Source organism: Arthrobacter sp. 9AX, assembly GCF_902506095.1.
Classification (GTDB): Bacteria; Actinomycetota; Actinomycetes; order Actinomycetales; family Micrococcaceae; genus Arthrobacter.
The window spans coordinates 545,120-559,505 of sequence record NZ_LR733293.1 but is presented as its reverse complement, the minus strand read 5'-3'; the positions used below and the strand labels follow the sequence as shown (position 1 = coordinate 559,505).

General features: G+C 64.8%; 13 protein-coding genes. 3 read left to right on the top strand and 10 right to left on the bottom strand.

Translation table 11 applies throughout. The annotated features are described in order from the left end of the window. Positions 1 to 141: 141 nt before the first annotated feature. The gene (locus BACI348_RS02550) at positions 142 to 633 is read left to right on the top strand and encodes a hypothetical protein (protein WP_159823810.1); all 492 of its coding nucleotides are present in this window, start codon (positions 142 to 144) and stop codon (positions 631 to 633) included. Positions 634 to 659: 26 nt separating this feature from the next. Here the strand turns inward: BACI348_RS02550 and BACI348_RS02545 are convergent, their stop codons facing one another. From BACI348_RS02545 to BACI348_RS02525, 5 genes are all read right to left on the bottom strand, one after another. Continuing rightward, a complete protein-coding gene (locus BACI348_RS02545) occupies positions 660 to 833 on the bottom strand; it encodes a hypothetical protein (RefSeq protein ID WP_201298361.1) in 174 nt (57 codons plus the stop codon). Between the two features lie 98 nt (positions 834 to 931). Then, positions 932 to 1,627 carry a dihydroxyacetone kinase phosphoryl donor subunit DhaM gene (gene dhaM / locus BACI348_RS02540; protein WP_159823809.1) on the bottom strand — a complete coding sequence of 232 codons (696 nt, stop codon included), beginning with the start codon at positions 1,625 to 1,627 and terminating at the stop codon, positions 932 to 934. Continuing rightward, positions 1,624 to 2,256, bottom strand: a complete 633-nt coding sequence (gene dhaL, locus BACI348_RS02535; protein WP_159823808.1) for a dihydroxyacetone kinase subunit DhaL — start codon at positions 2,254 to 2,256, stop codon at positions 1,624 to 1,626. Before dhaL ends, dhaM begins: the two co-directional genes overlap by 4 nt. A gap of 2 nt (positions 2,257 to 2,258) precedes the next feature. Then, a complete protein-coding gene (gene dhaK, locus BACI348_RS02530; RefSeq protein ID WP_159823807.1) occupies positions 2,259 to 3,260 on the bottom strand; it encodes a dihydroxyacetone kinase subunit DhaK in 1,002 nt (333 codons plus the stop codon). Between the two features lie 245 nt (positions 3,261 to 3,505). Continuing rightward, entirely contained in the window at positions 3,506 to 4,015 is a 510-nt protein-coding gene (locus BACI348_RS02525; protein WP_159823806.1) for an amino-acid N-acetyltransferase, read from the bottom strand. 353 nt (positions 4,016 to 4,368) lie between these two features. Between BACI348_RS02525 and BACI348_RS02520 the strand changes: the two genes are divergently transcribed. Further along, on the top strand, positions 4,369 to 5,823 hold the full coding sequence (locus BACI348_RS02520; RefSeq protein WP_159823805.1) for an amino acid permease: 1,455 nt from the start codon (positions 4,369 to 4,371) through the stop codon (positions 5,821 to 5,823). Positions 5,824 to 5,968: 145 nt separating this feature from the next. Here BACI348_RS02520 and BACI348_RS02515 read toward each other — a convergent pair whose 3' ends face one another. The 5 genes from BACI348_RS02515 to lysS form a co-directional block, all read right to left on the bottom strand. Then, positions 5,969 to 8,092 carry a S9 family peptidase gene (locus BACI348_RS02515; RefSeq protein WP_159823804.1) on the bottom strand — a complete coding sequence of 708 codons (2,124 nt, stop codon included), beginning with the start codon at positions 8,090 to 8,092 and terminating at the stop codon, positions 5,969 to 5,971. A 200-nt stretch (positions 8,093 to 8,292) separates the two neighbouring features. Beyond that, positions 8,293 to 10,785 (bottom strand): ATP-dependent Clp protease ATP-binding subunit, encoded by a 2,493-nt coding sequence (locus tag BACI348_RS02510; RefSeq protein ID WP_159823803.1) that lies wholly within the window; start codon positions 10,783 to 10,785, stop codon positions 8,293 to 8,295. A gap of 386 nt (positions 10,786 to 11,171) precedes the next feature. After that, on the bottom strand, positions 11,172 to 11,507 hold the full coding sequence (locus BACI348_RS02505) for a histone-like nucleoid-structuring protein Lsr2 (protein WP_159823802.1): 336 nt from the start codon (positions 11,505 to 11,507) through the stop codon (positions 11,172 to 11,174). A 133-nt stretch (positions 11,508 to 11,640) separates the two neighbouring features. Further along, positions 11,641 to 11,820, bottom strand: coding sequence for a hypothetical protein (locus tag BACI348_RS02500; protein WP_159823801.1), 180 nt, complete (start codon positions 11,818 to 11,820; stop codon positions 11,641 to 11,643). 2 nt (positions 11,821 to 11,822) lie between these two features. Next, the gene (gene lysS, locus BACI348_RS02495; RefSeq protein WP_159823800.1) at positions 11,823 to 13,361 is read right to left on the bottom strand and encodes a lysine--tRNA ligase; all 1,539 of its coding nucleotides are present in this window, start codon (positions 13,359 to 13,361) and stop codon (positions 11,823 to 11,825) included. A 68-nt stretch (positions 13,362 to 13,429) separates the two neighbouring features. Between lysS and BACI348_RS02490 the strand changes: the two genes are divergently transcribed. After that, complete coding sequence (locus tag BACI348_RS02490; RefSeq protein ID WP_159823799.1) at positions 13,430 to 14,284, top strand: alpha/beta fold hydrolase; 855 nt, start codon at positions 13,430 to 13,432, stop codon at positions 14,282 to 14,284. Positions 14,285 to 14,386 lie beyond the last annotated feature (102 nt).

The window sequence follows — 14,386 nt, the reverse complement described above, 5'->3', positions numbered from 1 at the left end:
GGGACGGCATACGTCGTGGTGACCGGAACCCGGGGGAATCGCATGGGCTGATGCAGACCCGTTTCGTGAGGCAGAATAACGATGTCTGCATCACTTGGGCCCGGCCGGAGGCAGGCTCCGTGCCCTGCCTTAGGCTGAAGTATGGGCAAGCGTGGGCTGCTTTTGGCGTTGCTGACGACGGCGGGACTCGCCACTGCGTGCGGCCCCGGCCCGGGCGCGGTTCCCTGCCCGGCCATCGCCCAGGCCACTGCCCTATCGGTCACCATCGCAGCGGATTACGCGCCGCAGGTGGATAAACTGCACCTCAAGGCGTGCCAGGACGGGCAGTGCAAGGAAGAAGGTTTGGAGCTGCGGCCGGGCAGTGCATCGATTGACCAGGGCTGCACCCCGGAGGGCGTCTGCTCGGCGACGGCGTCTCCTGACGGGACGAAGATCGCCACCCTGTTCCTCGAGAGCCTTACCGAATCCCCCATGTCCGTGACGGCTTCCGCAACAGCGCCGGACGGGTCAGCCCTGCCCGTGCAGTCACTGGACTTCCGCCCGCGCGGCGACTACCCGTTTGGTGAGCAGTGCGGCCGGTTCATCTCTGCCTCAGTGCTGCTGGATGCCGCCGGGCTGCGGGAGCGGACCTGACGCTGGAGCTGGAGCGGGAGCCAGGCCTAGAACAGGGCGGGCTGGCTGAAGTTCTCCTCGGATGATGCTTCGGTACCGGCTCCGCCCGCGGCTTCCGGAAGCCAGGCGAAGCCCAGGTCGGTGAGGAGTTCCTCAACGGACATTTGCCCCTCAAGCACTTCGATACCGGGGGTGTTGTCTTCGAGGCCGAGCCGTTCCATGGCATCGAGCTTATTCGCAGTAGTCCGCTCCAGCCTTGCGAACACACCGCCGGAGCATCTTTTGAGGTTGTTCAGGCACCAAGGACAGGCAACCGGGCCTATGGCTCGCCGAAGCCTGCCTGCACCAGCCCGCCCACGTAATTCACGGCACGTTCGGCGTCCACGCCCCAGGCTTCAATGTGCAGCACCGAACCTTTGCCGGCCGCCAGGGTCATCAGCGCCGTCATGGAGGTGGCATCGACGCCATTGACCTGGACTTCGGCATCGAGGGACGCCAGACCACCCGCAATCTTCGCGGCAGGCCGTGCGTGCATCCCGGCCTCGTTGATGAGTTCGAAGTCGCCTGTGAAGTCGGGGCCGGAACCGGTGACTGAGCCTTCTGCCACTTCCTGCACTGCCGTGCTTTCGGGGTGCCTGGCCGGGCCGCGGACTGCTTCCGCGGCCCGCTTGACCGCCTGCACGTCGCCGCCACCCTGGGCTGCAACCGCAGCGGCCACGAGTCCTTCCACGAGGGGAGCGTCCGCCAGCACAACATCGGCCGGGTTGTCCACGAGGTCAAGCGCTGATTCCGCGGTCATTACTGCCGATCCCAGGTCGGCGAGGACCACCGCTCCACCACCGTTGGACAGCTGGTCCAGGGCTGCCATGACCTTTTCCAGGCTGGTGCCGATCCTGCCGTCGGAGGTGCCCCCGGCCGGCAGGATGAGGACGTCAGGCGCCATTTGCGCGGCAAGTTCCGCGGCGCCGTCGGCAATCTTCTCACTATGGGAAACCACTACGATGCTGACGGTCACGCCGCCGCCTTCACCGCGGCACGCAGGAGCAGGGCGGTGGAAGCCGCGCCCGGGTCGCGGTGCCCGGCGCTCCGCTCCCCGAGGTAACTGGCGCGTCCCTTCCTGGCTACGAGCGGGTCCGTGGCCACTGCTCCGGCCTCGGCTGCCTCGGCCGCGGCCACCAGGACGGTTAACGGGTCCGTGCTGCCGTTTCCGGCTGCCTTGCCCGCCGCTTCAGCCGCCGGCGTCCACGCGTCCACCATGGTTTTGTCCCCGAGTTCCGCTTTGCCGCGGGCCACAATCCCGTCCCGGGCGGCGGTGAGGGCACCGGCCCAGGCGGCAGGATCGATCTCGGCGGCGTCGCCCAGGGACGTGGCGGCGCGCAGGAAGGCCGTGCCGTACAGCGGGCCGGCGGCGCCGCCCACTTTGGACATCAGTGTCATGGCCGTGAGCTTCAGCGCAGCACCCGGGGTCTCGGGCGGCGACTCGGACAGTTTGTCCAGGACAGCCTGGAAACCCCGGTCCATGTTTTCGCCGTGGTCGGAATCCCCGATGGCCCGGTCCAGCTCGATGAGCTCCACCCGGTGCTCCGCCATGGCCTGCGCGCACAGGGTCAGCCATTTGACGGTCCAGGTCACGTCCAGTACCACGGCTACAGGCCCCAACGCAGTGCTGCCGTGTGCACCGGCGCGTCCCAGAGCCCGGTCAGCTCGTCATCCAGCCTCAGTACGGAGATGGAGCAGCCCTGCATTTCCAGGGAGGTGATGTAGTTGCCCACCAGGGAGCGTTCGACGGCGGCGCCCCGGTCCGCGAGCACTTGCGCGGCCCGCCGGTAGACGATGTACAGCTCACTGAGCGGAGTGCCGCCCATGCCGTTGACGAAGAGGAGCACCTTGTCTCCCGAGGTAACGCCGAGATCGGACAGCACTGGCTCCAGCAGGCGGTCCGTGATGCCGTCCGCGTTCTCCATGGGAATGCGGTGCCGGCCCGGTTCACCGTGGATTCCGATGCCGATCTCGATTTCGTCCTCGGCCAGGTCGAAGCTGGGCTTGCCCGCATGGGGAACGGTGCAGGCCGTCAAGGCAACACCCATGGTGCGGACGTTGCTGTTTACTCGTTCGCCGATGGCGGCCACGGCGTCGAGGTCGTCACCGCGTTCGGCGGCGGCCCCGGCGATCTTTTCCACCAGCACGGTCCCGCCCACGCCGCGGCGGCCCGCCGTGTACAGCGAGTCCTCCACGGCGACGTCGTCATTGACCAGGACAGTGCGGACGTTCACCCCCTCGCCTTCTGCCAGTTCTGCCGCGGTTTCGAAGTTCAGGACGTCGCCGGTGTAGTTCTTCACGATGTGCACGACGCCGGCACCTGAGTTGGCTGCGAGCGTCGCCGGAAGGATCTGGTCCGGCGTGGGCGAGGTGAACACCGCCCCCGGCACAGCGGCGTCGAGCATTCCCTTCCCCACGAAGCCGGCGTGGAGCGGCTCGTGGCCGCTGCCGCCGCCCGAGACGAGGCCTACTTTCCCACTGACGGGCGCGTCCTTGCGCGTGACGAAAATGGGGTCTGAATTTACGGATACGAGATCTGAATGTGCCTGGCCAAAACCCTGCACGGATTCGTCAACTACCGATTTGGGATCGTTGATGAGTTTCTTCATGGCGTTGCTCCTGGTGTGGTTCCTGGAGGATGACAATCTGACCCTACTACCGGCAGATGGCGGGGCGGTAGGTCCGGCTTCCTGTGGATACAGGAAAGGGACAGCCCCCAATGACTGTCCCTCTCCCTGGGCCCCCCAACCCGGCCGGAGCCAGTTTATCCATCAAATCGAGTAAAACAAAGTGCTGGTCAGGCTGTTACGGCTACCGCTTGTCAGCGCCGGCGTGGCCCTACCCGGGAAGAGAGTCAGAGAAACTTGATCATGCGCGTGTTGCCCAGGGTGTTCGGCTTCACCCGGGCAAGGTCCAGGAATTCGGCCACACCTTCGTCGTGGGACCGGAGCAGCTCCGAGTACACGGTGGGATCCACGGCGGACTGGTCCGCCATCACCTCGAAGCCGTGGCGCTTGAAGAAGTCCACCTCGAAGGTGAGGCAGAAAACGCGGGCGACGCCCAGGGCGCGGGCGTCCTCAAGGAGGCTCTCCACCAGGACATGGCCGACGCCTTTCCCCCGCCAGTCCCCGGAAGCAGCCAAAGTCCTTACCTCAGCCAGGTCCTCCCACATCACGTGGAGCGCGCCGCAGCCGATGATGTCGCCGTCGGCCGCCTCCGCGATGCGGAACTCCTGCAGGCTCTCGTAGTACGCCACGGTCTCCTTGGCCATCAGGATCCGCTGCTCAGCCAGCGGCGCTACAAGTTTCTTGATGGCGGACACATCGCTGGTGCGGGCGGGGCGGATATGGAAGGAGTCAGTCACAGAGCAATCCTAGTTCCACTGCTCGAGGGCACCGATCCGACGCTTCGCATTGGCGTTCCGGTTCCGTTCGCTGCGGCGCCGGCGCCATTTGCCGCTTGCTGCTCCTTCGTCGCTCTGACGCAAGCTACACAAATGACCCCGGCCCCTCCGGTTGGGGAGCGCAGCCAAGGAACCGCCTTCATAGAGGTGCTGAGATGAAGGTTTGCTGGGGCTTGGCCAAGGGAAGCGGGGGTCTTGGCGAAGAGTTCGGAGTCCACGTCCCTCGGGATTTGCCGACCCGGGACGCGAACAACCAGTGTTGCGGATGTTACCTGACTCACCTTAGAGGTGCAGCCGTCCGACCCGGAGGAAAAATGGCCACAGGCTCCCCCACGCTGACCGATGTACCGTTGGCGCAACACGAGAAACAGGGCCTTCGACGGTCCATGGAGGCCCGCCACCTGGTGATGATAGCGATGGGAGGGGTCATTGGGTCCGGCCTGTTCCTCAGTTCGGGTTACACCATTGCCCAGGCCGGGCCGCTGGGCGCAATCATCGCCTACCTCCTCGGCGCTGTGGTGGTGTACATGGTGATGGCTTGCCTGGGTGAGCTGGCTGTTGCATACCCGGTTTCCGGCGCCTTCCATATTTACGCGGCGAGGTCCATAGGTCCAGCAACCGGTTTTGCCACGGCCTGGCTTTACTGGCTTTGCTGGGCAGTGGCCCTGGGGTCCGAATTCACCGCCGCGGGCCTTTTGATGCAGCGCTGGTTCCCGCAGGTGGATGTCTGGATCTGGTGCCTGGTTTTTGCAGCCGTGCTGTTCACGCTCAACGCAATCTCTTCCAGGGTGTTTGGTGAATCAGAGTTCTGGTTTGCGCTGATAAAGGTCACCGCCGTCATTGGGCTGATTGTCCTGGGCGGTGCGGCCCTGCTGGGCTTTCATCCCCTTGCCGAAAACGGATACCCGTTCCTTGGCGACAACCTCAGTACGCCGCAGGGCCTGTTCCCGAATGGAATTACCGGCGTTCTGATCACCACGCTTGCTGTGTTCTACGCATTTTCGGGGTCTGAACTCATTGGCGTGGCGGCAGGAGAAACTGCCAACCCTGCAGTCAATATCCCCAAGGCCATGCGCACCACCGTTATCCGGCTGATGATTTTCTTCGTTGGGGCCATTGCCGTTATCGCCGGTACGGTGCCTTACGAGGAAACGTCGCTGGAGCAAAGCCCCTTTGTCACGGTTTTCTCGCAGCTGGGCATTCCGTATGCCGCCGACATCATGAATTTCGTGATCATCACGGCCCTTCTGTCGGCAGGGAACTGCGGCCTGTTTTCCTGCGCCCGGATGCTTTTCTCGTTGGCGGATGAGGGCCACGCACCAAAGGCCCTGCAGAAGCTGACAAAACGCGGCATCCCTCTGCTTGCCCTCTGCGTGAGCATGCTGGGCGGCCTCGCGTCGCTGATCAGCAGCGTGGTGGCACCAACCACCGTCTATCTGGTCCTGGTGTCCGTTGCCGGGTTCGCCACGGTGGGCGTCTGGATGTCCATCACGGCAGCGCACTTTTTCCACCGCCGGAACTTCCTGCAGGCGGGCGGCGACCCGGCATCGCTCCCCTACCGGGCCCCGCTCTTCCCCCTGCTGCCCATAGCCGCGTTTATCCTGTGCGTCATCTCCCTGATAGGAACAGCTTTCGACCCCACCCAGGCCACAGCCCTCTACTTCGGAATCCCCTTCGTCGCGGCCTGCTACGCCTACTTCCACCTAAAACACGGCCGAGGAAAGAAGAACCCCAACAAGCCGGAACCGCAAACCGCCAGCGCCCCCTAGCCCCAAAAAGAGAGAGGCGCGGACGGACCGGCAAGGCTGCAACACCCCGCGGGAAGGGCCTCTTTAGGCACGAGCGGTGTGGCTGGGACCCTGGGTGCCCGGCGGAGTTCAGCATGGGATGTCCTACCGCTGCGGCCTGCGTCGGCTAGAGTCCCAGCTCAGCAGGAAGAGGCACATCCTTATCGAGGACGTTCCGGGCCAGGAAGTGCTCTACGACCCCATACCAGACCTTCGCGTGCTGTGGCTGGAGGACCCAGTGGTTCTCGTCCGGGAAGTACAGGAACCGGTGTGGGGTCCGGCCGTTTTGGTCGGCGGCGAGCTGTGACCTGGACAGCAGCTCGTACCAAAGCCGCAGTCCTTCACCGATGGGCACCCGATAGTCCTTGTCGCCGTGGATTACCAGCATGGGCGTGCTGATCTTTTCGACGTGGAGATGTGGGGAGTTCTGCATTGCCATCTCTTCGGTCATTTCCTTGAGCCAGTATTGCGAGGCGTCTGTGGTGGGGCCGAACTGGTCCAGTGCCCAAAGGCTTGCGTGGGTCACGATGGCCTTGAACCTGTCGGTCTGGCCGGCAACCCAGTTGGCCATGTAGCCGCCGAAGGAGCCGCCCATCGCAGCGGTGCGCTCGGCGTCTATGTCGGCCCGGCCGACGGCGGCGTCAGTCACGGCCATAAGGTCCGCAAACGGGGCCTTGCCCCATGCGCCCCACCCCCGCTGGATGTAGTTCTGGCCGTAGCCGGTTGAGAGCGCCGGATCTGGCAGGAGCACGGCGTATCCCTGGGCGGTGAGGAGCCAGGGATTCCAGCGCCAGGTCCAGGCATTCCAGGATCCGAGCGGTCCCCCGTGGATCCACAGGAGCATCGGAGCCGGCGATTCCGCCGACGCGTCCTCGGGCAGGGCGAGGTACGCCGGAACACGGGAGCCGTCAGCAGCCGTGGCCGCGATCCGTTCGAGCCTGCCGGAGCGGGAGGGCCGTTGGGCCGGGGCGGGCAGGCGGGTCGCCTCCCCGGTCTGCAAGTCGATGCGGACCGCTTCCGGCGGGAACTCATATGAGCTCCGCAGGGCATAGGCGTGGCGCCCGTCGGGCGAAATGACGACGTCGGTGTAGGCCGCCGCGTCGTGCGTCACCCGGGAGACGCTCACTTCAGCGGCCGCGGCCGGGAGGCTGATCCGGAAAACCGGCGACGCGCCGTCGTCGTCCGCTGTGACGAGCACAGCGGAACCGTCCGGCAGCCACGCTGCGGGCCTGGCCCAGCGGTCCCAGTCGTGCGCCAGGGGCGTCAGCGGGGCCGTTCCCGGCCCGGCGCCTTCGGAGACGTCAAGGAGGTGCAGCTTGATCTCTGGGGCCTGGTGCGGAGTGCTGTCGCTCTCGCTGACTACCACCACGGTGTTCCCGTCCGGGCTCACGGGGCCGGGAAAGTAGCTCATCCCCTCGTGATCCAGGAGCACCGTTGTGGTTCCGGACGCCACGTCAACGGCCACCAGGCTGGAGCGGCTGTCTGCTTTGGCCAGCGGCCTGGTGTAGCTCGTATAGATGGTCCGGCCGTCGGGGCTGACCGCGGTTTCCGCTTCGCGCAGCCGTGGTCCCGCGTCCTTCATCAGGTTCCGCAGTACCAGCGGCGCGGTGGAGTCCACGGTGGCGGGCTTGCCCGGTTCCTCCTCTTTCCCGGCCTCGACGGCGAAGATCCGCGGCTGGCCGGGCCCGAGGTCCGCGTCCCAGTACCGCACCGGGTATTCGCTGTGCAGGATGGCCGAGACCTTGTTGTCTTTGCGCGACTTGCGGCGTTCGGCGTCGTCGTCTTCATCCGTCGAACCGGACAGGACTTCCGCGACGACGAAGGTGGCGTCGGCATTCCGGGCGGTCAGCACCGGACCCACACCGCCGGGCCGGTTGAGCACCACGCGCGCTTCGCCGCCGTCGGCCGGCAGCAGCCAGAGGGCCTTGACGGGGTCGTCCTCCGGGCTTTCAGGATCGGGCCGCGCCGAGGTGAAGTAGACATCGCCGTTGGCCGCGAACGCCGCCCCCGCCTCACCCTTGGCACTTCGGGTGATCCTGCGCGCCTGCTTCTGCCCGGCAGGGTCCAGTTCCCACAGCGCCGAGGCAAATTCGGTTCCCTTGCCGTTGAGGGTAGCCACGGTGGTGACCAGGCGGCTGCCGTCAGGGCTCAGCGCCAGCCCACTCACCCGCGGGATGGACAGGTAGTGGTCGAGATCATGAAAAGGGGTCAAAGGTTGCTCATCCGGGATCACCGGTTCCAAGTTAGCCATGCCCCCGATTCAACACGCCATGTGTCCCATATCACAAACCGGCGCCCTGAGTAGTTCCCGCCGGGGGGCGCGGAACGTTCCCTGCGCCGGACCCGCCAGGCACCGAGGGACGGGACGGCGGGCAAAGCGGAAGGCCCCGCCTGCTCCTGTGGTGGAGCGGGCGGGGCCTTTCGGTTTTGGTACTTATTCGGTTTTGGTACTTAGACGCTCGGGGCGATTTCCGGTATGCGCGGCTTGGCGTTGCCGGCGAACGTGAACTTGGCGTCGTCGCCGTCGCCTTCAACGTCCACAACAACGATGTCGCCGGGGTGGATCTCGCCGAACAGGATCTTCTCGGAGAGCTGGTCCTCGATCTCGCGCTGGATGGTGCGGCGCAGCGGCCGCGCACCCATGGCGGGGTCGTAGCCGCGGGTTGCCAGGAGCACCTTGGCGGCCTTGGTCAGCTCGATGCCCATGTCCTTGTCCTTGAGCCGCTTCTCGAGGCGGGTCACGAACAGGTCCACGATCTCGATGATCTCGTCCTGGGTGAGCTGCGGGAACACCACAACGTCATCCACACGGTTCAGGAACTCGGGGCGGAAGTGCTGCTTGAGCTCCTCGGTCACACGGGCACGCATGCGGTTGTAGCCGGTCTGCGTGTCGGTGCCGGACTGGAAGCCGGTGGCAACACTCTTGGAGATGTCCCTGGTACCCAGGTTGGTGGTCATGATGATCACGGTGTTCTTGAAGTCCACCACACGGCCCTGGGAGTCGGTCAGGCGGCCGTCTTCCAGGATCTGCAGCAGCGAGTTGAAGAGGTCCGCGTGGGCCTTTTCCACTTCGTCGAACAGCACCACGGAGAACGGACGGCGCCGGACCTTCTCGGTCAGCTGGCCGCCCTCCTCGTAGCCGACGTAGCCCGGAGGGGCACCGAAGAGCCGCGAGACGGTGTGCTTCTCGGAGTACTCGGACATGTCCAGCGTGATGAGGGCGTCCTCTTCACCGAACAGGAACTCCGCCAGTGCCTTTGCCAGCTCGGTCTTGCCGACGCCGGTGGGGCCGGCGAAAATGAACGAGCCGCCGGGACGCTTGGGATCCTTGAGCCCTGCACGGGTGCGGCGGATGGCCTGGGACAGTGCCTTGATGGCCTCGTCCTGGCCCACCACGCGCTTGTGCAGTTCGTCTTCCATCTTCAGCAGGCGCGAGGACTCTTCCTCGGTCAGCTTGAAGACGGGGATACCGGTGGAGTTGGCCAGCACCTCGGCGATGAGATCCTCATCCACCTCCGAGATATCGTCCATGCCGCCGGACTTCCAGTGGCGTTCCTTTTCGGAGCGTTCGGTGATCATCTTCTGCTCTTTGTCACGGAGCGCTGCTGCACCTTCGAAGTCCTGCGCGTCAATCGCGGACTCCTTTTCCATCTTCAGCTTCGCGATGCGCTCGTCCATGGCCTTGAGCTCCGGCGGAGCGGTCATGCGGCGGATGCGCAGCCGTGCGCCTGCTTCATCGATCAGGTCGATCGCCTTGTCCGGCAGGAAGCGGTCCGAGATGTAGCGCTCGGCGAGGCTGGCAGCGGAGGCCAGGGCGCCGTCGGTGATGGTGACGCGGTGGTGCGCTTCGTAGCGGTCCCGCAGGCCCTTGAGGATCTCGATGGCGTGCGCCACGGAGGGTTCCTTGACCTGGATGGGCTGGAAGCGGCGCTCCAGAGCGGCGTCCTTCTCGATGTGCTTGCGGTACTCGTCCAGGGTGGTGGCACCGATGGTCTGCAGCTCACCGCGGGCCAGCATGGGCTTGAGGATGGAAGCAGCATCGATGGCGCCTTCCGCGGCGCCGGCACCAACGAGGGTGTGGATTTCGTCGATGAACAGGATGATGTCGCCGCGGGTGCGGATTTCCTTGAGGACCTTCTTCAGGCGCTCTTCGAAGTCACCGCGGTAGCGGGAGCCGGCCACCAGGGACCCGAGGTCCAGGGTATAGAGCTGCTTGTCGCGGATGGTTTCCGGGACGTCGCCGCGGACAATCGCCTGGGCAAGGCCTTCGACGACGGCCGTCTTGCCGACGCCCGGCTCACCAATGAGCACCGGGTTGTTCTTGGTGCGGCGGGAGAGGACCTGCATAACGCGTTCCATCTCCTGCTCGCGCCCGATGACGGGATCCAGCTTGTTCTCGCGGGCAGCCTGGGTGAGGTTGCGGCCGAACTGGTCCAGGACTACAGAGCCGGCCGGAGCGCCTTCGGGCTGGCCGGAGCCAACGCCTGCGCCGGTGGTTTCTTTGCCCTGGTATCCGGACAGGAGCTGGATGACCTGCTGGCGGACCCGGTTGAGGTCGGCACCAAGCTTGACCAGCACCTGGGCGGCAACGCCTTCACCCTCGCGGATGAGGCCGAGCAGAATGTGCTCCGTGCCGATGTAGTTGTGGCCCAACTGGAGTGCTTCGCGCAGCGAGAGCTCCAGCACCTTCTTGGCACGGGGAGTGAAGGGGATGTGGCCGGACGGCGCCTGCTGGCCCTGCCCGATGATCTCCTGCACCTGCTCGCGAACGCCGTCGAGCGAAATGCTCAAGGACTCAAGAGCTTTGGCGGCAACGCCTTCACCCTCGTGGATAAGACCCAAGAGGATGTGTTCGGTACCAATGTAATTGTGGTTCAGCATGCGTGCCTCTTCTTGGGCAAGCACAACTACGCGACGGGCACGGTCCGTAAATCGCTCAAACATTTCGCCACACTCCTAGCTACGACGTACTTTGATGCTACGTGGCCTGCCGGAAGTTGTGGAGCGTGTTCGCCACAGGGGAAACCGGGACGTTCACGGAATATTCCATACGGCCCCTCTCAAGGGCTTCCACCGCCACGATGACGGGGCATCGAAGCCGCCGGAAGACGGAGCCGCCCGCCACTGCAACAGGTGATTCCGCCGTCCGCTTCCAGGTCTGCCGACAGTAGGGAGGAGCGATTCTGCTGCCCCGCGGACCGGACCCGCATGAAAGCGTCCCGGCTGCAGGAGAAAATTGCGGGGAGCGGCGCACATTTTAGGTTCCGCAGCCAAAAAAGCCCTGCTTCCAAAATAGGAAGCAGGGCTTATTACTTGGGCTGACGCCGTAACTAGGAATTGGCCTTTTGGTAGGCTTCCTGGATTTCAGCCTGAATTCGGCCGCGGCTGTTAACCGTGTAGCCGTTTTCGCGGGCCCATTGACGAATCTGGGCCGAATCGTGGCTGCGGCCACCGGTGGGCGCTTTCGTCCGGGCGGTCCGGCCACTGGCGCCGGAAGCCTTTCGCGCGGCGCCGATAAACCGCTCCAATGAGGAGCGAAGTTCGGTGGCATTAGCCGCCGAAAGATCGATCTCGTAGTTGACCCCGTCAAGGCCAAACTTGACATTCTCGTCTGCGGATCCCCCATCCAGATCATCAACGAGGATGATGTTTACTTTCTGTGCCATTAAAAGTCTTCCTTTGGGAAAGGTTCGGTTTTCAGAAAAGCAGGATGTTTCCTAAAAAGTATGACTCTTTTTATGGCAACGCGTCAAAGCGTCTAATGGTTCCTGCGGATAAAGGCAGAAAGTTGTGGGTCTTTTATCTATTGGACTCGGGGTCGTTGCGGTCGGCAGGGGAAGCTCCCTGCGCTTCGGCCTCTGCCTGCGCACGCGCTTCTGCCTGGCGCTCGGACTTATCCGCATTAAAGATGGCTTTCATGGCAAACCAGAAGATCAGCCCCACCACAATGGAGGGAAGCAGCACAGCTACGTATTCCATGGTCAGTGCCCTTCGGGCTTCAGCAGCGGGAACAGGATGGTTTCGCGGATGCCGGCACCGGTGAACAGCATCACCAGCCGGTCGATCCCGAGGCCGATGCCGCCCATGGGGGGAGCCCCGTATTCAAGCGCCCGCAGGAAGTCCTCGTCCAGCTGCATTGCCTCGTCGTCCCCGGCAGCCGCGTGCCGTGACTGTTCGGTGAGCCGCTCGCGCTGGATGACGGGGTCGATCAGTTCCGAGAACGCGGTGCCACGCTCCATGCCGCCGATGATGAGGTCCCAGGCCTCGATCAGCCGGCCGTCCCTGCGGTGCGGGCGGGCCAGCGGCTGGGCGGAGGGCGGGTAGTCGTAGACGAAGGTGGGGTTCAGCAGCGTGGGCTCGACGATTTCGCCGAAGAGCTCAACTGCCAGTTTCTCGGCGTCCCACTTGGGGTCAACCTTGACCTCGTGCTTTTCGGCAATGCCGCGGAGCACCTCGAGCGGAGTTTCCGGTGTGACTTCCTGTCCAACGGCGTCGGACAGTCCGGGGTACACGGAAACCCAGGCCCAGTCGCCGTCGAGGTTAATCTCCCCTGCCTCGGTCTGGAGCACACGGCCGGCACCCACGGCGTCGGCGGCGTCAAGGATGATCTCCTTGATGCGCTCCGCCATCACAAACTGGTCCGCCCACGCCTCGTAGCACTCCAGCGTGGTGAATTCCGGGCTGTGGGTGGAGTCCACGCCTTCGTTCCGGAACACCCGGCCCATGTCGTAGACGCGGTCGATGCCGCCCACTACGGCCCGCTTGAGGTACAGCTCGGTGGCGATGCGCAGGGTCATCTTCTGGTCGAAGGCGTTCATGTGGGTCTCGAAAGGCCGCGCCAGCGCGCCGCCGTGGACCAGCTGCAGGATGGGGGTTTCCACCTCGACATAGTTGTGGCGGAACAGCGTCTCGCGGATGGATCGGGTGATGGCCGCGCGTGTGTAGACCATTTCGCGGGCTTCGTCGCGGACCATGAGATCCACGTAACGCTGGCGGACGCGGGTTTCCTCATTCAGCTCCGCGTGCAGGACCGGCAGCGGGCGCAGCGCCTTGGAGGCCATGGACCACGAATCGGCCATGACTGACAGCTCGCCGCGGCGCGAGGAAATGACTTCGCCCCGGATGAACACGTGGTCGCCAAGGTCAACGAGCGCCTTCCATTCGGCGAGCGCTTCTTCACCCACGTTGGCGAGGCTGAGCATGGCCTGCAGGCGGGTCCCCTTGCCGTCCGTTCCGCCCTCCTGGAGGGTGGCAAAGCACAGCTTGCCGGTGTTGCGGACGAACACCACGCGGCCGGTGATGCCCACGATGTCGCCGGTGGTGTCGTCGGCCTCGAGGTGGGCGTATTTTTCGCGGACCTCGGCGAGGGAGTGCGTCCGCTCAACACCAACCGGGTACGCCTCAACGCCGCGCTCGATCAGTTTGGCGCGCTTCTCCATGCGGATCCGCATCTGCTCGCTGGCATCCAGCGGCTCCGGGGCGTTCTTGGGCGAGGGGGTGTTTTGGGAAGTCACAATCATCAAGTTTACCGGGCATCGGGCCGGCCCCGCTGCGGGGCCTCCTGACCGGCCCTGCCTAGGATGGGGTGGTGAAGGAACAGGTACTCTCAACGCACGACGGCGGCCGGCTGGCTTTGTACAGTTACGGCACCCAAGGCGCGCCGGGCGAACGCCGCGTGGTGCTGATCGGCGGCGCCTTCCTGACCGCCCTGATCTACCGGCCGTTTTCGATTGCGCTGGCGAAGGGCCTGGGCGAGGGCTGGGCCGTGGACGTTTACGACCGTCGCGGCCGCGGCAGCTCCTCCGGACAACCTGCGGACTACTCCATGGCCACCGAGATAGAGGATGTGCGCACGGTCATGGACGCCACCGGAGCCCGGAACATCCTGGGCCACAGCCTGGGCGGATCGGTGGCCCTGAACGCGGTGCAGGAGTTCACCGGAACCCCGTACGTACCGGACAAGCTGGCCGTGTACGACGCCGCCGTGAACATCGACGGCAGCATTGACACCGGCTGGCTGGACGGATTCGAGGACGCCGTTGACAGGGGCAAGGTGGGCCACGCCCTGGCGCACATGAAGAAGGCCACGAAACCCGGATCCGCCATGGCCAGAATCCCTGAACCCGTCCTCGCCGGGCTGATGGCAGTGCTGTCCCGCACCAAGATGAACAGGATGTTCCAGGAGGTAATGCCCAGCGGCGTGGGCGAGCTGCGGGCCGCTTACAACGAGGCGGACCATGCAAGGGACTTCAGCGTGCTCCCGGCCAACACACATTTCATGGCCGGCGGCAAGAGCCCCGGCTACTACAAAGCAACAGCCGAACGCTTGCACGCCGCTGTCCCCGGCAGCACCTACGAGCTCTCCCCCAAGTGCTTCCACGGCTCCATCCCTGCCGCCGTGGGCGAACTGGTCACGGACATTTCCGAGTACTTCAAGGGCTGAGGCCGCACCGACTTCCCGCCCCCCGAGTTTTTGTCCAGATATGCAGGGATAAAAGGCCTCGAAGCCTGCATATCTGGACAAAAACTCCCAGGGGAGGGGCGG